Annotated in this window: 18 protein-coding genes; 15 read left to right on the top strand and 3 right to left on the bottom strand. The window is 56.6% G+C overall.

The features are described from left to right. The first annotated feature begins 106 nt into the window (after nt 1–106). Entirely contained in the window at nt 107–979 is an 873-nt protein-coding gene (locus AAY24_RS09970) for a formate dehydrogenase accessory sulfurtransferase FdhD (RefSeq protein WP_046859561.1), read from the top strand. Beyond that, on the top strand, nt 976–1,584 hold the full coding sequence (gene mobA, locus AAY24_RS09975) for a molybdenum cofactor guanylyltransferase MobA (protein WP_046859562.1): 609 nt from the start codon (nt 976–978) through the stop codon (nt 1,582–1,584). The genes AAY24_RS09970 and mobA overlap by 4 nt, the downstream gene beginning before the upstream one ends. Nucleotides 1,585–1,612: 28 nt before the next feature. Here the strand turns inward: mobA and AAY24_RS09980 are convergent, their stop codons facing one another. Next, a complete protein-coding gene (locus AAY24_RS09980) occupies nt 1,613–2,800 on the bottom strand; it encodes an acyl-CoA dehydrogenase (protein ID WP_046859563.1) in 1,188 nt (395 codons plus the stop codon). A gap of 207 nt (nt 2,801–3,007) precedes the next feature. On the opposite strand from AAY24_RS09980, the gene AAY24_RS09985 reads away from it, so the two are divergent. Further along, nucleotides 3,008–3,865: a flagellar motor protein MotA gene (locus AAY24_RS09985; RefSeq protein WP_234422155.1), complete on the top strand. Its 858-nt coding sequence runs from the start codon at nt 3,008–3,010 to the stop codon at nt 3,863–3,865. Nucleotides 3,866–3,872: 7 nt separating this feature from the next. After that, nucleotides 3,873–5,150: a peptidoglycan-binding protein gene (locus AAY24_RS09990; RefSeq protein ID WP_046859564.1), complete on the top strand. Its 1,278-nt coding sequence runs from the start codon at nt 3,873–3,875 to the stop codon at nt 5,148–5,150. A gap of 10 nt (nt 5,151–5,160) precedes the next feature. Here the strand turns inward: AAY24_RS09990 and AAY24_RS09995 are convergent, their stop codons facing one another. Further along, nucleotides 5,161–5,385 (bottom strand): hypothetical protein, encoded by a 225-nt coding sequence (locus tag AAY24_RS09995; RefSeq protein WP_046859565.1) that lies wholly within the window; start codon nt 5,383–5,385, stop codon nt 5,161–5,163. A gap of 563 nt (nt 5,386–5,948) precedes the next feature. On the opposite strand from AAY24_RS09995, the gene AAY24_RS10000 reads away from it, so the two are divergent. The 9 genes from AAY24_RS10000 to argE all read left to right on the top strand — a co-directional run bounded on the left by AAY24_RS10000 (nt 5,949) and on the right by argE (nt 14,068). Continuing rightward, a complete protein-coding gene (locus AAY24_RS10000; RefSeq protein WP_046859566.1) occupies nt 5,949–6,821 on the top strand; it encodes a MurR/RpiR family transcriptional regulator in 873 nt (290 codons plus the stop codon). 27 nt (nt 6,822–6,848) lie between these two features. Beyond that, nucleotides 6,849–7,832 carry an agmatinase gene (locus tag AAY24_RS10005; protein WP_046859567.1) on the top strand — a complete coding sequence of 328 codons (984 nt, stop codon included), beginning with the start codon at nt 6,849–6,851 and terminating at the stop codon, nt 7,830–7,832. A 45-nt stretch (nt 7,833–7,877) separates the two neighbouring features. Beyond that, entirely contained in the window at nt 7,878–8,666 is a 789-nt protein-coding gene (locus AAY24_RS10010; protein WP_046859568.1) for a transporter substrate-binding domain-containing protein, read from the top strand. A 168-nt stretch (nt 8,667–8,834) separates the two neighbouring features. Further along, complete coding sequence (locus AAY24_RS10015) at nt 8,835–10,205, top strand: MmgE/PrpD family protein (RefSeq protein ID WP_046859569.1); 1,371 nt, start codon at nt 8,835–8,837, stop codon at nt 10,203–10,205. Then, entirely contained in the window at nt 10,195–10,854 is a 660-nt protein-coding gene (locus AAY24_RS10020; RefSeq protein ID WP_046859570.1) for an amino acid ABC transporter permease, read from the top strand. Before AAY24_RS10015 ends, AAY24_RS10020 begins: the two co-directional genes overlap by 11 nt. 9 nt (nt 10,855–10,863) lie before the next feature. Then, entirely contained in the window at nt 10,864–11,520 is a 657-nt protein-coding gene (locus tag AAY24_RS10025; RefSeq protein ID WP_046859571.1) for an amino acid ABC transporter permease, read from the top strand. Then, entirely contained in the window at nt 11,517–12,257 is a 741-nt protein-coding gene (locus AAY24_RS10030; RefSeq protein ID WP_046859572.1) for an amino acid ABC transporter ATP-binding protein, read from the top strand. Before AAY24_RS10025 ends, AAY24_RS10030 begins: the two co-directional genes overlap by 4 nt. A gap of 25 nt (nt 12,258–12,282) precedes the next feature. Then, nucleotides 12,283–12,690: a RidA family protein gene (locus AAY24_RS10035; protein ID WP_046859573.1), complete on the top strand. Its 408-nt coding sequence runs from the start codon at nt 12,283–12,285 to the stop codon at nt 12,688–12,690. 226 nt (nt 12,691–12,916) lie between these two features. Beyond that, nucleotides 12,917–14,068, top strand: coding sequence for an acetylornithine deacetylase (gene argE / locus AAY24_RS10040; RefSeq protein WP_046859574.1), 1,152 nt, complete (start codon nt 12,917–12,919; stop codon nt 14,066–14,068). Nucleotides 14,069–14,171: 103 nt separating this feature from the next. Here argE and AAY24_RS18515 read toward each other — a convergent pair whose 3' ends face one another. Beyond that, nucleotides 14,172–14,702: a DUF4405 domain-containing protein gene (locus AAY24_RS18515; protein WP_052761170.1), complete on the bottom strand. Its 531-nt coding sequence runs from the start codon at nt 14,700–14,702 to the stop codon at nt 14,172–14,174. Between the two features lie 357 nt (nt 14,703–15,059). Here AAY24_RS18515 and AAY24_RS10050 point away from each other — a divergent pair, with 357 nt between their 5' ends. Both AAY24_RS10050 and AAY24_RS10055 read left to right on the top strand, forming a co-directional pair. Next, on the top strand, nt 15,060–16,037 hold the full coding sequence (locus AAY24_RS10050; RefSeq protein ID WP_046859575.1) for an alpha/beta hydrolase: 978 nt from the start codon (nt 15,060–15,062) through the stop codon (nt 16,035–16,037). A gap of 360 nt (nt 16,038–16,397) precedes the next feature. Next, nucleotides 16,398–17,228, top strand: coding sequence for an NF038132 family protein (locus AAY24_RS10055; RefSeq protein WP_052761171.1), 831 nt, complete (start codon nt 16,398–16,400; stop codon nt 17,226–17,228). The last annotated feature ends 403 nt before the right edge of the window (nt 17,229–17,631 follow it).

Raw genomic sequence — 17,631 nt, forward strand, 5'->3', positions numbered from 1 at the left:
CCGGTTCCATGGCATAATGCCGCACCAGGTCGAGTGGCCAGGCCATTTACCGTTCCTGCGCCGGGCCCGGTCCGGGGATAGCGTCAGATCAAGGATTCCATACATCATGACTGCCGATTCAACACCCTCCACCGCGCCCCCCGGCCTGCTGCTGAGTGACGCCGGGCTGGACTCCACCCTGGCCGTCACCTCGCTGGATGAGTATGGCAGTCCCCGTGACGGTCATGTGGCGGCGGAGCGGGCCCTGACCCTCTATCTGAACAAGCGTGAACTGGTCACCCTGATGACCCTGGGATCACAACCGGAAATGCTGGTACTGGGCTGGCTGCGCAACCAGCGCCTGGTGCAACGGGTTGAGCAGGTCGCCGTGATTCAGGTGGACTGGGAGACCGGTGCCGCCGCCATCCAGACCCGGGAGGAGATTCCCGATCTGGAGCAGCGCCTCAGTCGCAAGACCGTGACCACCGGTTGCGGCCAGGGCACCGTGTTCGGCGATCTGATGGATGACCTGGACCGGATCTCCCTGCCAAAGCGTGAGCTCCGGCAATCCCTGATCTACGGCCTGCTGAATGCCCTGGATGAGCACAACCAGATCTACCGGCGGGCCGGCGCCGTGCATGGTTGCGCCCTCTGTCAGGGCACCGAGATTCTCCATTTCGTCGAGGAGGTGGGTCGCCACAACGCCGTGGACACCATCGCCGGCCACATGTGGATGAACCAGACCCCCGGCCACGACAAAATCTTCTACACCACCGGCAGACTCACCTCGGAGATGGTGATCAAGGTAGCGCAGATGGGTATACCGATTCTGCTCTCCCGTTCCGGTGTCACCCAGATGGGACTGGAGCTGGCCCAGCGCCTCGGCGTCACCCTGGTGGCCCGTGCCAAAGGCGAACATTTCCTACTCTATCACGGTATCGAGCAGTTCCTGTTCGACCAGCCACCCCGCAGAATCAGACCGACAGGTAAAAAAGCATGAGTGACCACCCCTCCCGCGGCTCCATTACCGCGGTTATCCTGGCTGGCGGCAAGGCCCGCCGCATGGGCGGACAGGACAAGGGCCTGGTGGAGCTGGCCGGCCAGCCCCTGATCGAACATGTGATCGCCCGTATCGCACCCCAGGTGAACCAGATCCTGATCAACGCCAACCGCAATACTGAACAGTATGCCCGCTACGGCCACCCGGTGGTCAGCGACACCCTGAGCGATTTCCAGGGCCCCCTGGCCGGCTTTCTGGCCGCCATGCAGCAGGTGGAGAGCGACTTTATCGTCACGCTCCCCTGTGACGGCCCCTGCCTGCCGGCAGATCTGGTCAACCGCCTCTACCACGCCCAGCAGGCGGCTGGGGCGGAGATCGCGGTGGCCCATGACGGCAACCGCATGCAGCCGGTCTACGCCCTCATCTCCACCCGCCTGCAACCGAGCCTGGAAGAGTTCCTGGCCGCCGGGGAACGGAAGATCGACTGGTGGTACCGGAAGCACAACACGGTCACCGCCGACTTCTCCGATATCCCGGACACCTTCCTGAATATCAACACCCTGGAAGAGCGGGACCGGTTCAGGGAGGCCGGCCAACCGGGTTGAGCGGGGAAGGGGCCCTCCCGGCGTCCGATCAGGGCGCGAACGCCTGAATGCCGGTCTGGGCACGGCCCAGGATCAGGGCATGCACATCATGGGTGCCTTCGTAGGTATTGACCGCCTCCAGGTTCATGGCGTGCCGGATCACATGGAACTCGTCGGAGATCCCGTTACCGCCGTGCATGTCCCGGGCCATACGGGCAATATCCAGTGCCTTGCCGGCGTTGTTACGCTTCATCAGGGAGATCGCCTCCGGTGCCGCCTGACCGCTATCGAACAGTCGCCCCAGTTGCAGGCAGCCTTGCAGTCCCAGGGTGATCTCGGTCTGCATATTGGCCAGTTTCAGCTGAATGAGCTGGTTGGCCGCCAGCGGTCGGCCAAACTGTTGGCGATCCAGGGTGTAGTTGCGCGCCCGGTGCCAGCACTCCTCCGCCGCCCCCAGTACCCCCCAGGCGATACCGTAGCGGGCGCGGTTGAGACAGCCGAACGGCCCCGCCAATCCCTGCACATTGGGCAGCAAGTTCTCCTCCGGCACCAACACCTGGTCCATGACGATCTCGCCGGTGATGGAGGCGCGCAGGGAGAACTTGCCCTCGATCTTGGGTGCGGACAGTCCCGGCATTCCCTTCTCCAGGATAAAACCGCGAATCACCCCGGCGTCATCCTTGGCCCAGACCACGAACAGGTCGGCAATCGGTGAGTTGGTGATCCACATCTTGGCGCCGGACAGGGCGTAACCACCCTCCACCTTGCGGGCACGGGTTTTCATGCCGGCCGGATCGGAACCGTGATCCGGCTCGGTCAGGCCGAAACAGCCCACCAGCTCACCCCTGGCCAGTCCCGGCAGGTATTTGCGGCGCTGCTGTTCGGTACCATAGGCGTGAATGGGATACATCACCAGGCTGGACTGCACACTCATGGCGGAACGGTAACCGGAGTCGACCCGCTCCACTTCCCGGGCAATCAGGCCATAGCAGACATAATTGAGCCCGGCGCAGCCGTAACCCTCAATCGTGGCGCCGAGCAGACCCAACTCCCCCATCTCGTTCATGATGTCACGATCGAAATGCTCATGGCGGTTAGCCTCCAGCACCCGAGGCATCAACCGCTCCTGACAGTATTTGTGGGCACTGTCCCGCACCATCCGCTCCTCCTCGCTGAGCTGTTGATCCAGGAGTAACGGGTCTTCCCATTTGAACGGCGCTCTAGTCTTTGAGTTCATAGCGATCTTCTTCAGTGAATTGAATTAGCGATTTGACCCCGGCGGGCACCGCTGCCATCCGGTGCTGGTGAGGCGCTTCTGATCAGACCAATCATACGCTCCCCGGTCAAGTCCGCCGAGACGGTTTAATCTGTGTCCCGGTCCGTTGAACCCCGGCCCATCCCGGAGTATGGTGACAGCTGCATTTTTGGGAGGCTTCCCCCTGTTATGAGTAATCCACGTCAATCCCTGTTCTGGATGGGAATCTACCTGGCGCTGGTCACCGGCGTCTGTCTGCTGCTGTTCGTCCCCCTGCAGGCCGCTTTCATGGCCAATCCGGGATTCAACTCGGTGATCATGGGCGCCCTGTTGATCGGTATGATCATCAACATCCGCCATGTCATTGTGCTGGAGCCGGAGATCCGCTGGGTCACCCTGTTCCGTTCCGGGGAGGCGGGAATCTCCCTGGCCGAAAGCCCGCGTCTGATGAAGCCCCTGGCGCGTCATCTGCACGGACGCCGCAAAGATAGATTCAGACTCTCCGCCCTGTCGCTACGCACCGTGCTGGACGGGATTCGCGCCCGCCTCGACGAGTCCCGGGAGATCTCCCGCTACATGATCGGCCTGCTGGTGTTCCTCGGCCTGCTGGGCACCTTCTGGGGTCTGCTTGGCACCATCGCCTCGGTGAGCAGCGTGATCGACGGGCTGGACGTGGGCAACCGGGATTTTGGCGCCGTCTTTCAGCAACTGAAAGCCGGGTTGCAGCAGCCTCTGCAGGGTATGGGTACCGCCTTCAGCTCCTCCCTGTTCGGACTCGGCGGCTCCCTGGTGCTCGGCTTCCTCGACATCCTGGCCGGCCATGCCCAGAACCGTTTCTTCAATGACCTGGAGGAGTGGCTCTCCGGCCTCACCCAGCTGATCGACGAGCCCGGCAGCCACCCACCCACCGAAGATGCCGACAACCTGGAGCTACGCCTCAACCAGCAGTTGCGGGAGAAGATGGAACAGCGCAACCGATCAGACCGGGAAGCGCCGCCGGCGCCTGACCGGATGGCTATCGATCAACCCGACAAAGACGACGGCTGAGGAGACCATGTCCGCCTACTCACGCCGCTCCCGGCAGAGCATTAACGTCTGGCCAGGCTATGTGGACGCCCTGGCCGCCCTGCTGATGCTGGTGATTTTCGTCCTGCTGGTGTTCACCTTTGCCCAGTTCATGCTGTCCCAGATCCTCGCCACCCAGGAGAGCGAGCTGGGTGATCTGGAACAGCGGCTCAACCAGCTCACCATCGAGCTCGGCCTGGAGCAGCAGAAGAACCGTGCCCTCACCAGCAACGTGGAAAATCTCTCCGGTATGATCAGCGAGCTCACCGAGCAGCGTTTCGACCTGACCAGCCAGATCGACCAACTGAAAGAGAGCCAGGCGACCGATCGCCAACAGATCGAACAGCAGCTGCTCAATATCGCCAGCCTGCAACAGGACATCGACCGGCTGCGGCAACTGCGTGACCAGCTGGAGGGGGAAATTGGCAAACTGAGCGCCAATCTCCGGCAACAGAGCGACGAGGCGACCCAACTGCGCGATCGGAACAAGGCGCTGGAGGCACGCCTGGCCGAGGCCAACGAACGCACCCACCTGGCCCAGGTGGAGATCGAGGAGCGCAAGATTCGTATCCAGGCCCTCAGCGCCCTGGTGGGGGAGCAGTCCGAGGCGCTGAAAGAGCAGCGTCGCCTCTCTGCCGACGCCCAGGCCGAGATCGCCCTGCTCAAACAGCGCATCGACGGACTCCGTTCCCAACTGGAGGAGATCGGCCAGGCACTGGCGCTGGCGGAACGGCAGAAGCGGGAACAGGCGGCCGAGATCACCGATCTGGGCAAACGACTGAACGTGGAGCTGGCGCGGCGGGTCAACGAGCTGGAGCGCTATCGGTCGGATTTTTTCGGCCAGTTAAGCAGCCTGCTGAAATCCAATCCCTACATCCAGGTCAAGGGTGACCGGTTCCTGTTCCAGTCCGAGCTTCTGTTTGATTCGGGATCGGCCCAGCTGGGCGAGGCGGGTCAACGCCAGCTGGACGAACTGGCCCGGGTACTGCGGGATGTGATCAAGATCATCCCCGAACAGATCGACTGGATTCTGCGCATCGACGGGCACACTGACCGGGTACCGATCAAGAGCGCCCTGTTCGCCTCCAACTGGGAGCTCTCCACCGCCCGGGCTGTGTCCGTATTGCGCCACCTGGCGGCGCGGGGTATCTCCGAGCAGCGCATGGCAGCCACCGGTTTCGCCGAGTTCCATCCGCTGAACCCGGCCCATACCGAGGCGGCTTATCGCCAGAACCGCCGGATAGAGATCAAGCTGACCGCCCGCTAGCTCCACCGGTTCAGCGCTGGCCGGTGCGCAGAAACTCATCCACCAGGGCGTTGACAAGCTGCGCCTCGGACGCTGCACAGGGACACAGTTTCTGCCGTACTACCTGCAACGCACATTGATAAACTTCCGGGCGGGACCGGGCATTACACTGATCGATGTGCGAGCGGGCGATCTGCAGCAACTCATCAAAAGGTATCGCCTCCGCATACCAATCCAACGGGGTCGTTTTTGTCATGGCATCACCTGTGATATCAACCCAAAGGCATTTCGTCACCACCCGTTACCGGATCAACAATAGAAACAGCGCGTCACCGGTCTGCTCTATGCTGATCTATAGGAAGAGCTTAGACGCCCATTTCAGAAACCCATAGGGAACTTGCACCGAACCAAGCCGACAGGGTGCTGTTGATCTGTGCAGCAACTGGAACAGTTGTCTCCCACACAGTTAAAATTCCATGAATTGATACCCTATTCGGTGAATACAAAACCGATCTCCGCTATGACGCCCTTTTGGCAATCCCCATGTACGTCGCAATGCGCCATTTAAGGGCTCCCCGCACCATAAAAAAGCAACAAACAGCAGACCGGAAGCTGCGGGGCGGAAGCCGCCCGGCAGCGTCACCGCAATTTTTCAATCAGTTTTGAATCAACCCAACCATTTCCGACCGACCTGGTCCACCTGCTGCGGATAATGATCCCTGTCCCACCGCGCCGGTAATGATTCATTTGAATCATTATCAATTTCCAGTGGCACACCTATTGCAATATCGGTTCTGTCAACCCAACAAGGGACCGAAAATGAACCAAGCCGAAGTCACTGCCCAACTCAAAGCGATATACGAGGAGCTGCCACGTCAAGAACGTCTGGCAGCCAGCTTTGTTCTGGAATATCCGCGAGAAGTGGCGGTGATGTCGATGCGTGAGCAGTCCCGACTGGCGGGCGTTCCACCTTCCACCATGACCCGCCTTGCAAAGCGGATCGGTTTAAGTGGTTATGACGCCTTGCGGGAAGCATTTATCGATACCATCAGGGCAAAAGGCAATGTATACGAATCCCGTGTGCCTGGCCTGGTGGCAAAGAATCAGCAAGGGGAAGACTCGCTTCTGCGTGACCTGATCGCAAGCGCGCTTTCTAACACGGAATCTCTCTACCAGCAGGAAATATTTGAAAGTATTACCCGGGCCAGCAAGTTACTGGGTGATGCACGCACCATATACTGCCTGGGGATGCGTTCATCTTTTCCCGTCGTATTCCATTTTCACCATGTCAGCTCCTGGTTTACCAATAATGTCCAGCTGATAGATGGTGCCGGTGAGACCGGCATCATGTCCCTTATGCATGACCTGGGACCCAAAGACGTGTTGCTGGTTGTCAGTCTGGAACCCCATGCACGTCGCACGGTTACCCTATGCCGTCATCTTGCCCAGAAAAAAATACGTATTGTCGCCATTACAGATAACGCCAGCTCGCCTTTCGCCCGACTGGCCAATGAAAGCATCCTGGTAAAAAAAACCACCACCTCATTTTTTGACTCCCTGACCCCGGCATTTCTGGTCACGGAACTTCTGATCGCCCTGTTTGCTGCCAACGCACGGATCGATATCCATTCGGCCGTAAAAAAAACCGAAGAGCAGTTATGGGAAGTCGGAGAGTGGTGGAGCCTGGATTAACCAACAACTGTGAGAAGCAGAGTAACCATGAACTATAAACCTGAACTGTTAACCGCCCCTAAACACGGTCACAAAAGTCTCTTTTATTCCGAGTACGTCAGCGATCTGAATACTCTGGATAGGGTGGATATTGCTGTATTGGGCATCCCCTACGGCTCCCCCTACACAATTGACGAAGTGACTAACGATCAAACCAATGCACCGACCGCTGTACGTCAGGCCACTGATCGTGCGGTGCGCAGCATCGAACGTTACGACTTTGACCTGGGTGGTCCCCTGATGGCGGGTCAGGATATTCGTATGATCGATTGTGGCGACATCGCCGGCGATGCCCGCGCACTCGGACAGCACTATAAAGCAGCCGAAGCGGTCGTCCGCAAAATTCTACAACTCGGTGGCATGCCCCTGGTGATCGGTGGCGACCATGGTGTGCCCATCCCCGTCATACAGGCGTTAGACGAGTTGGGGGAGACCATTACATTGATCCATATCGATGCTCATCTTGACTGGCGTGAGGAGGTCAATGGTGTGACCGATGGTTATTCAAGCCCAATTCGCCGTGCCGCGGAAATGTCCCATGTTGGAGAAATCTGGCAAATCGGTCTACGTGCCAATGGCTCGGCACGCCAGGAAGAGGTGGATGCGGCGCTCGCCTATGGCGCCAACCTGGTCCCCGCTCACCAATTGCATGATGAAGGGATAGAGAGCCTGCTGGAAAGAATCCCGGATAACGGACATTACTATATTACCTGCGACGCCGATGGCGTCGACCCCACCATCATGCCCGCAGTCAATGGCCCTGCCCTTGGGGGCGTTACCTATGATCAGATGCGCAAACTGATTCAAGGCCTGGTCCGGAAAGGAAAGGTGGTCGGTATGGATATCGTCGAGATTACGCCCAAGAAAGACCTGAATCAGATCACTGCTGTCACAGCCTGCCGCTTCTTCGTAAATCTGATTGGCACCGCCGTACGTGCCGGTTATTTCAACAGAAAGAAAGACCTGAAATGAAACCTCTTTCCACCCGCAATCACATCAACTGAATAGGTATATGAGATGAAAAAACAATTTGTACTCGCTGCTATTTTGGGAATCACCGCCTCGCTCTCCAGCCTGTCCGCTAACGCTGCCGATTTGCTGGATACGATTATGCAAAACAAGGTTGTCAGAATTGCTGTACCCCAGGACTATCCACCATACGGCTCTGTCGGCAGCGACATGCAGCCACAGGGTATCGATATCGATACCGCCAGATTGATTGCCGACAAGCTTAACGTAAGACTGCAGTTAATCCCGGTGACCGGCCCGAACCGCGTACCTTATCTGCAGAGCGGTAAGGCCGACATGACCATATCGTCGTTAGGTAAAACCGAAGAGCGGGCCAAAGTGATCGATTACAGCATCGCCTATGCACCGTTCTTCGACGCCGTGTTCGGTAAAGCCGATCTGGATGTCAGTACCGGCGAAGAGCTGGCAGGTAAAACTGTCGCCGTGACCCGCGGTTCAATGCAGGATGATGAGTTGAGTCAATTCGCACCGAATGCGGTGATTCGCCGTTTCGAGGATAACAACAGCACCATCTCTTCCTACCTTTCCGGCCAGACCGAGTTGGTCGCCATCGGTACAACGGTGACGGCGGCACTTAAGAAAAAGGATCCGGACCTGGATATCAACCTGAAACTGATCCTGTCAAATGCCCCCTGTTATGTCGGCCTGCCCAAGGGCAATCCCAAGCTGGTGGCGAAGGTGAACGAAATCCTGCGCGAGGCGAAAGCGGACGGCACCATCGATGCAATTTCACAGAAATGGCTGGGCGCTCCCGCTGGAGATCTTCCTGAATCCTGATCATGAATGGACAGCCGGGGAGCCTGTGGAACGCTCCATGGTCTCCTCGGCAATCCATGGCAGGTTCTGACAAATCACCGGCTTGCCGCAACAGGCATCACAACACGACAGAAGCCCACTAACCACCTTTACCATTGCTGACCACAAGCGTAGTAGTCCGGAGTAACAATGTCCCGCCTCGCAACCCATATTCTGGCAGAACAGGCCACGGCAGTTTCACTGTCAGGTATACCGGACCCAGTCCGGCAGACCGCTTGCCGGGCGTTGATCGATACGTTCGGAGTAGCCCTTGCGGGTAGCCAGACGCCGGTTGTCCGGCAACTGGTCGCCATACCGATGACCGAAGGTAAGGCTGGCATCCTGGGATATCAGCAACAAGTCAGCGCCCTTGAAGCGGCCCGTGTAAACGGATGTGCAGCCCACGCCCTGGATTTCGATGATAACTGCTACGCCGGATTTGTACATGGCTCGGCAGTGATTGTTCCTGCGGCTCTGGCGGTTGCCCAGCAGTGCCATTGCGATGGAGAGACTCTGCTGGCCTCTATCGTTGCCGGGAGCGAATGCCAGTACCGTCTCGGTGAAGCCCTGGGACGAACACTCTACGACCGTGGCTGGTGGACGACCGGTGTATTGGGTGTCATGGGTGCTGCGGTGGCTGCTTCGCACCTGCTTGGCTTGGATGTCTCCCGAACAGCCCATGCCATTGCCATCGCCCTGTCAGCCACCGGGGGCAATAAAAGCGCTTTCGGCAGCGATGCCAAGCCGGTGATGGCCGGGTTAGCGGCGGAGCGTGGCGTGCTCACCGCCTTCATGGCGCAAGCCGGTATCACGGGACCGCTGAACACGCTGGAGCATCGATACGGTCTCCCCAGGTTGATGAACGGTTCTGACTGGCAACCAGAACGCCTTGACGCATCTGGCTGGCGCCTACTGTCACCCGGCCTGGATATCAAACGACTCCCGGTCTGCCTGTCATCCCATGCGGCCGTGGATGCTGCCGTGGCACTTGTTCATAAACATGAGATCACACTGGATGAGATTGAAATGATCCGCTGCGATATTCCGCCCGTAGTCGCCGCCAATCTGATCTATACCAGCCCCTGCACAGCGCAGGAGGCCAGGTTCAGCCTCCAGTACGCCGTCGCAGCGGCACTGTACTACGGTGAGCTGACGCTGTCCCAGTTAACACGGGAACCCCTGATACCAGGACCACTCCAGGGCTTGATGGCAAAGGTATCCATGGTGACCAGTTCGCAGTGGGAGCAGCCTGAACGTCTCAAATCCGCACCCGAGGGGGCAGATGTCACCATCTACTTAAAAGATGGCCAACAGTTCTCTAAGCAGGTTGACCGGGCCAGAGGCAGTGCCTCCCTGCCACTTAGCGACACAGAGTTGGATGAGAAGTTTCTGGCCTGTGCACAGGCGGCACTCTCACCGCTCCAGAGCAGACGTTTGCTGAAAGAGTTACGCGCTGTGGACTCCCTCCCATCTGTTTTAGAACTTAATTCGACACTGGAGATTCCAAACCATGAGCTTTGATTTTCTGGCGGTGTTAAGCCAATGGCCGATGTTATTGAAAGGGATCGCAATAACATTAAGCATGACATTGGCAGCGACGTTGTTCGGTATTGCCCTGGGCATTGCCTGCGGTTGGGGTCGAAGTCACGGGCCACGCCCGGTGCGTTGGTTGATTGCCTCCTATGTCGAGCTGGTGCGCAACACCCCCTATATCATCCAGTTGTTCTTCATCTTCTTTGGACTGCCCGCTGTCGGTGTTCAGCTCTCTGCCCTGACCGCCAGCGTGCTGTCTCTGATCCTCAATCTTGGAGCCTATGCCAGTGAAATTACCCGGGCCGGGATTGACAGCACACCCCGCAGTCAGATAGAAGCCGCGGAGAGCCTGGCACTGAATCGTTGGCAGATATTCACACGCATAATACTGCCTCCTGCCCTGGGACGGGTCTGGCCGGCGTTAGTCAGCCAGGTGATCATTATCATGCTCGGCTCTGCCGTATGCAGTCAGATTTCCACCGAGGAACTATCGTACAGTGCCAATCTGATCGCCAGTCGCTCATTTCGCAACTTTGAAGCCTACACCATCGCCGCCCTGGTTTACCTGGTGCTGGCCATCGCTGTGCGCCAGATCCTCAATTGGGCAGGTCCGCGCCTCATTTTCCGACGTCGTTGAGGAACTCTTATGATTGATTTTTCACTGTGGGATATCTATCGCAACCTACTGCTGGCACTGCGCTGGACGATAGGCCTGTCTGCAATCGCCTTTATCGGTGGTGGTGTGGTGGGCGGCATCCTGTTGATTCTCCGCCTCTCCAGTTCGCGAGTGGCCAACTTTTTTGTTCGCACCTATGTGCAACTTTTTCAGGGCACTCCCCTGCTGCTGCAACTGTTCCTTGTCTATTTCGGGCTTCCGATGATCGGTATTGATACTTCACCGCTGTTAACCGCCTGTCTCTGTCTGACCCTGTATGCCAGTGCCTATCTGACCGAAATCTGGCGCGGCAGCGTGGAGTCGATTCCCCGCCAGCAATGGGAGGCGGCGCAGAGCCTCGCGCTCAATTTCCGGGAGCAGTTACGCCACATCATTCTGCCACAGGCCTTACGTATTGCCATTGCCCCCACGGTCGGCTTCCTGGTCCAGGCGATTAAAAATACCGCCCTCGCATCGGTGATCGGTTTTGTCGAGTTAACCCGGTCCGGGCAGATAATTTCCAATGCCACTTTTTCGCCATTTCTGGTTTATGGCAGCGTGGCCTTGTTCTATTTCTTTCTGTGCTTTCCACTTTCCATGTGGAGTCGGCACCTTGAACAGCGACTGTCCAGGAGAGCCCATACATGACAGATACAGCAGATTTTTCCCTGGTCGATATTCAGGACTTACATAAACGGTTTGGTGAAAACGAAGTACTGAAAGGAATCAATCTTCAGATCAAACGACAGGAAGTGGTCTGTATTATCGGCAAAAGTGGTTCAGGCAAAAGTACGTTATTGCGCTGTATTAACGGACTGGAGTCATTTCAGGAAGGGGATATACGGGTAGACGGCAAACCCGCCGAGCCGGATAACCCCAACGCCCTGCGGGAACTGCGTCAGAACGTTGGAATGATATTTCAGAGCTTCAACCTGTTTCCCCATCTTACTGTCGGAAAAAATGTCATGCTCGCGCCCATGCTGGTGAAGAAGCTCGGCAATAGCCAGGCTGAACGGCGGGCTCGACATCTACTTGAACGTGTCGGACTGGCCGACAAATTCGACAGCTGGCCAGACAGCCTGTCAGGCGGGCAGCAGCAGCGTGTTGCCATTGCCCGGTCACTGGCCATGAATCCGGAAATACTACTCTGCGACGAAATCACATCAGCACTGGATCCTGAATTGGTGGGTGAAGTGCTGCAGGTAATTGAGTCGCTCGCCCAGGAGGGCATGACGATCATCATGGTGACCCATGAAATGAATTTTGCCCGAAAGGTCAGTGATCGGGTGATATTTATGCACCAGGGAAAAGTCCATGAAGCAGGTACACCAGAGACGCTTTTCACCAATCCACAAACCGCGGAGCTTCGCCAGTTCCTGGCGTAATCCACACAGCAACCAGGAGATAAACATGGTTCACACACGTATTCGTCCTTTCAACACCAAAGATACCTACCCTGAACAGAACTTGAATAACGATCTCTGTCAGGCTGTAGTCGCGGGAAACATGGTCTTTCTAAGGGGTCAGATCGGGCAGGATCTGGATACCCGCGAATCGATCGGCATCGGAGACATAGCGGCACAGACCGAACAGGCCATGGCCAATATCAAAATGCTGCTGGAAGAGTGCGGTAGCAACCTGGAGGAGATCTGCAAAATAACAGTCTATCTCACCGATGTACGCTACCGCGAAACGGTTTACCAGATCATGGGGCGCTGGCTGAAGGGTGTGTTCCCGGTTTCCACCGGACTCATGATCGCCCATCTCGCCCGACCCGAGTGGGATGTTGAGATTGATGTTATTGCAGTAAAGGTATAACCCACCAGCTCTTCCCTGATGACAGGGAAGAGCATTTCAAACAGAGAGAAAAGACCTCAATCTTCCACCGATAAAGATAATCAGACACACATTACTGCCGCAATCCGGGTTCCCCCGGCGCGGGGCAAAAACATGTGGCTGTGATCAGATGTAAAAAGACAGGGTAACGTCGGGGTATGCTCAACCAGTACCAGATGTATATTTATAACCTATCCGGAGACAATTCATGAGCCGCAGCAGAGAGCTACTGGCATCGTTAATCAGTTTTGACACAACCAGTCGGGAATCAAACCTGAAGTTGATCGAGTTTGTAACTGACTACCTTACTCAGTTCAAAGTCCCCTACGAATTGATATTCAATGACGAGAAGAGTAAAGCCAACCTCTTTGCAACCCTGGGGCCGTCTGACTGTCAGGGTATTGTTCTCTCCGGACACACGGATGTGGTACCTGTGGATGGCCAGCACTGGTCGACGGACCCTTTTCAACTTACAGAAAAAGAAGGCAGACTGTACGGCAGAGGTACGGCGGACATGAAGGGCTATATAGCCTGCGTATTGGCCGCAGTACCCGGTTTTTTGGCGGCCCCGCTGCGTATGCCTATCCATATCGCTCTCTCCTACGATGAAGAGATCGGGTGTCTGGGCGTACGCAGCTTAATAAATGAACTGGAGAAACGTACTCCCAAACCGCAGCTCTGTCTCATCGGTGAGCCTACCACGTTACAACCGGTGGTGGGACACAAGGGTAAACTCTCCATGCGCTGTGATGTGCATGGCGCTGCCTGCCATTCTGCCTACGCACCTGAGGGGGTCAATGCGATCGAATATGCCGCTGACCTGATCACTCAACTGGGCCGTATTGCCAGGGACCTGCGGGACGCTCGATTATGTGACGCCCGATTCGACCCACCATTTTCCACCGTGCAGACCGGTATCGTTCATGGAGGAGAAGCTATCAACATCGTGCCAGCCGACTGCTACTTCGATTATGAAATACGCGCCCTGCCCACACAGGACCCCCGAGAGATCAATCAGCAACTGGAACAGTATGCCGAACAGCGGTTATTACCGAATATGCGTGCCGTGAATGCCGCTAGCAGCATCAATTTTTCCGAGCTCTCATCCTACCCTGGGCTCCTGACGGATACCCGCAGCGTCGCTGCTCAGTTGATTGCTCAGATCTGTCAGTCTGATGATTTCACCACCGTAGCCTTCGGTACCGAGGGTGGCCTGTATGATGCTATCGGAATTCCAACACTGATCTGTGGTCCCGGCAGTATCGAACAGGCCCATAAACCCGATGAGTACATCAGCATCCAACAACTCGCAGATTGTGACAGGATGCTGGAACACCTTACCTTGACTCTGCGTGCATAACCGAAATCCGGAAAACTATGGGGTCAGGTTATTAGCCTGTGATGACTAAATTAACCCCCATTGGCCACAGTTTCGCAGACCTCGCTGAAGAGTCGCGACCGATTCACCGGAGAACCGCCACACTACTGACCAACTGCTTGATAACGTGGTGCCCATCCACACCGGCGCGTTTGGCTGCTTCCTGTATGGTCTGCCCATCATTTGCTATCACCAGTCCCCGCTTGCCGAGTTCATCGATCAACGCCGCTTCATCCACCTTGAACAGCACCGCCAGCAAACTGATAGGCGCCTCTTCCAGGGCCCCGGATACCAGGTTGGGATCCTTCGTCTGGCTGACAGCTCCACTGCCCAGGAAAAGCCCGGTAACCAGCACAATCGATAGGGCCGCGTTTCGGGCCACGCGCTGTCTGAAGTGTTGAGTAATGGCATTCCAGTTGGAGAGAATGTGGATCAGCATGAACACCACAAACAGCATCCCCAGCCACTCATGGGCCGACTTGACCAGCCCCTCACCGAAATGGAAAAAGAGCATCCCGCCACTAATGCCGATGACCAGCGCCAGTGCTCCCGTGACCGGTGTAATCAGTTTGCGCGGAAACAGCTCAACCACGCGCTTGTGTATTTGACTTGCCATGTTGTTCCCCCTGTGTGATTAACGGTGACAGAATACCTGGGGTACTTTTCCGGCCTATGTTTAGTCTGTAACAAATTGTAACCAACCGCCTTCAGCAACGACCTGTCGGATCACCCGTGACCGGGTCTAAATATGCAATCCCGTCCTGTTCTCTGCTAACCTTGGCTATGATCGACATCGCCTCACTCAACACGGGGAACCGTTCTCCCTGCCACAGCCCGATCGTGGGACCCTCGCCCGGGAGTGGCAGACCGCCTGTTCCAATGAACAGGCCGACCGATAAAAAAGGCGTGAATGAGGGGCGAGCAGATCAGATCCAGCCCCGGATGGACGAAACAGGAAAGGAGAAACATACGGATGTTATTCATCACCAATCGCTTCCCGAAGCAGAGCATTCGCACCCGAATCGGCCGTAAATTCGATTTCGACCTGAATGACAATGCACCCAGCAACTCGGTTTTTTTCTGTGAGAAGACCGGCGACCAGGCCTACACCGAGATAGGCAGTGTCGAATTTCTTTCCAGGCTCAAAACCGCCTCCTACCGCCAGATACTGATCTACATTCATGGCTTTTCCAACCTGCCGGAAGATGTGTTCAAAGGGGCGGAGGAGTTTCAGGCACTGTGCGACAAAAAGAAGAAAAAGGAGGTTCTGGTTGTCCCGCTGATCTGGCCCTGTGACAACGATTTTGGCATCGTGCAGGATTACTGGGATGATCAGAAAGCGGCCGACTCAAGCGCCTACTCGTTTGCCCGGGTAATGGAGAAGTTTCTCTACTGGCGTAACTCCGAAGCCTACAACCCGCACACCGATCCCTGCTTCAAGCGGATCAACATACTTGCCCACTCCATGGGCAACCGGGTATTACGGGAAACCCTGGCGGCATGGAACCGTTACGATTTGGCGGACGGAGTGCCCCTTATCTTCAGAAACACTTTTCTGGTTGCGGCCGACATCGTCAACGAATCCCTGCAGGAGGGCAACAGGGGCGAGCTGATCTGCCACGCCTCACGCAATGTGGTGGTCTACTTCGCCTCCGACGACCTGGCGTTGCGGGCCAGCAAAGCCTCCAATCTGAAGAATAAGATCGCCTCCCGACGCCTGGGTCACACCGGCCCGGAAGATATGCGTCTGACCCCGGCCAACGTCTATACCGTGGATTGCGACGACGTCAATAATATCTACGACCATCCCAAGGGTCACTCCTACTTCAGGTCCGGCAGAAAACAGGGCCAACCCGGACTGGTTTTCGAACACATTTTCGAAACCCTGCTCTCCGGCCGGGTCTTTCCCGAAGATGAGTTCCGCCGCACCACGATCATTCGGGAGGAGTGAAGCACTATCAAGCCATGGAGACAACCCTGCCGACTCATCTTTCCCGAGGCGACAGGGTTGTTCTATCCCCCCAAACAGGCTCTGCCGTTTTGTATCTCTTCGGTCAGTCAAATCACACTGACTGCATACCATTGATCCAGCACTATATGCCTGCCCGCCAGTCTCTGCAGATGTCTGGTTGGGGTACGGCTTCCCCGATAAATTGGCATCACCACCCCTCATAAACTGTCAATATTTTTTACAAGAGATTAACAAGTCATCGGCAACTGATTGTTTTTTCTTGCCAATATCTACAGGCATACATGTTGCTTATCTAAACAGGGAGTATTGCAATTAGACTATAAACCGGAGTTATGAACTATGTTTAAGGAACGGAACAGCCAAGCCCGCCTGCCGGCAATCTTTGGGGCAGTGACACTTGCAGCCGCAGCCCTGCTTCTTCCACAATCGGCCATGGCCACCGCTTTTGACGGTGGTATACCCGCCTCCTGGACCTGTACCGGGAACTGCGGCACCCTGGGCGCCGATGGGGACGTCACCACTTCACCGGAAGGTGGTGATTACGGCTGGGTATCCACTGATAACGGCGCCTCTAGCTTGGGCAACGACGATCTGAACATCGGCGAAGAGACCAACGGCTCTCTGTTGCGCTCCGGTGTGTTCTCCGCCAACGCTGGCGATGACCTGGAATTTTACTTTAACTATGTCACCTCAGACGGCACAGAGTCATATGTAGAGTACGGCTGGGCACGACTGCTTGACGCAGCACTGAACCCGGTAGCCCTGCTGTTTACCGCGCGCACAAATCCAGTCGGATCAGCCGTGCCCGGTTTTGACCTGCCACCAATCGAGGCAACCATCGATCCCGCAGTTGTAAATATTTCCGGCGCAGCCCCCACATGGTCACCGTTGGGTGACGATTCCGGCGAATGCTATGGAGATGGCTGCGGCTACAGCGGCTGGGTGCAATCCCTCTACACCATCCCCAATGCCGGCAACTATATTCTGGAGTTCGGCGTCATCAACTGGGGTGATACCGCCTACAACACCGGTATGGCGTTCGATGGTATCACCATTGCCGGAACCTCTATCGAAGATCCCAGCGGCGACGGTACCGTACCTGCCCCCGCTACTCTGGCACTGTTCGCCATCGGCTTGCTCGGCCTGGGGTATCGGCGTCACAACGTATAATCAGACGCCCATATCGACCTATAGAACCCCGCTTCGGCGGGGTTTTTCTGTTAGTGATTGTCAATATTTTTTACCCTTTCCACGAAACCTGGCCAGTGCAAGGCAAAAGCCCCGCGCCGATGCCGTACCCGCACATTATTAACCGACAAGAAGCCAAGCACTGGTTCCGTCAGACAGGTGACTTGGTCAAACGGCAGAGCCCGCCGCTCCCCGTCGCAAGGATCACCAGCCCCCCTTTTCCCGAACCCGCGTAGAGATCAACTCAAACCCCGTTCCCAAAACAGCCACGCTCCCCAAAACCATTAATTAATTTTATTCCCGCCTTGTGGCTGATCCTGAACGGTAGGTAGAATGGGTCGGTCGACTCCAGAAAACTGGAAGCAGGCAGACGCCACTCAACACC

It is taken from the genome of Sedimenticola thiotaurini (assembly GCF_001007875.1).
Taxonomy (GTDB): domain Bacteria; phylum Pseudomonadota; class Gammaproteobacteria; order Chromatiales; family Chromatiaceae; genus Sedimenticola; species Sedimenticola thiotaurini.

Coding starts and splice junctions, on each gene's coding strand:
- AAY24_RS09970 (WP_046859561.1), top strand. CDS start 107: ATGACTGCCGATTCAACACCCTCCACCGCGCCCCCCGGCCTGCTGCTG.
- mobA (WP_046859562.1), top strand. CDS start 976: ATGAGTGACCACCCCTCCCGCGGCTCCATTACCGCGGTTATCCTGGCT.
- AAY24_RS09980 (WP_046859563.1), bottom strand. CDS start 2,800: ATGAACTCAAAGACTAGAGCGCCGTTCAAATGGGAAGACCCGTTACTC.
- AAY24_RS09985 (WP_234422155.1), top strand. CDS start 3,008: ATGAGTAATCCACGTCAATCCCTGTTCTGGATGGGAATCTACCTGGCG.
- AAY24_RS09990 (WP_046859564.1), top strand. CDS start 3,873: ATGTCCGCCTACTCACGCCGCTCCCGGCAGAGCATTAACGTCTGGCCA.
- AAY24_RS09995 (WP_046859565.1), bottom strand. CDS start 5,385: ATGACAAAAACGACCCCGTTGGATTGGTATGCGGAGGCGATACCTTTT.
- AAY24_RS10000 (WP_046859566.1), top strand. CDS start 5,949: ATGAACCAAGCCGAAGTCACTGCCCAACTCAAAGCGATATACGAGGAG.
- AAY24_RS10005 (WP_046859567.1), top strand. CDS start 6,849: ATGAACTATAAACCTGAACTGTTAACCGCCCCTAAACACGGTCACAAA.
- AAY24_RS10010 (WP_046859568.1), top strand. CDS start 7,878: ATGAAAAAACAATTTGTACTCGCTGCTATTTTGGGAATCACCGCCTCG.
- AAY24_RS10015 (WP_046859569.1), top strand. CDS start 8,835: ATGTCCCGCCTCGCAACCCATATTCTGGCAGAACAGGCCACGGCAGTT.
- AAY24_RS10020 (WP_046859570.1), top strand. CDS start 10,195: ATGAGCTTTGATTTTCTGGCGGTGTTAAGCCAATGGCCGATGTTATTG.
- AAY24_RS10025 (WP_046859571.1), top strand. CDS start 10,864: ATGATTGATTTTTCACTGTGGGATATCTATCGCAACCTACTGCTGGCA.
- AAY24_RS10030 (WP_046859572.1), top strand. CDS start 11,517: ATGACAGATACAGCAGATTTTTCCCTGGTCGATATTCAGGACTTACAT.
- AAY24_RS10035 (WP_046859573.1), top strand. CDS start 12,283: ATGGTTCACACACGTATTCGTCCTTTCAACACCAAAGATACCTACCCT.
- argE (WP_046859574.1), top strand. CDS start 12,917: ATGAGCCGCAGCAGAGAGCTACTGGCATCGTTAATCAGTTTTGACACA.
- AAY24_RS18515 (WP_052761170.1), bottom strand. CDS start 14,702: ATGGCAAGTCAAATACACAAGCGCGTGGTTGAGCTGTTTCCGCGCAAA.
- AAY24_RS10050 (WP_046859575.1), top strand. CDS start 15,060: ATGTTATTCATCACCAATCGCTTCCCGAAGCAGAGCATTCGCACCCGA.
- AAY24_RS10055 (WP_052761171.1), top strand. CDS start 16,398: ATGTTTAAGGAACGGAACAGCCAAGCCCGCCTGCCGGCAATCTTTGGG.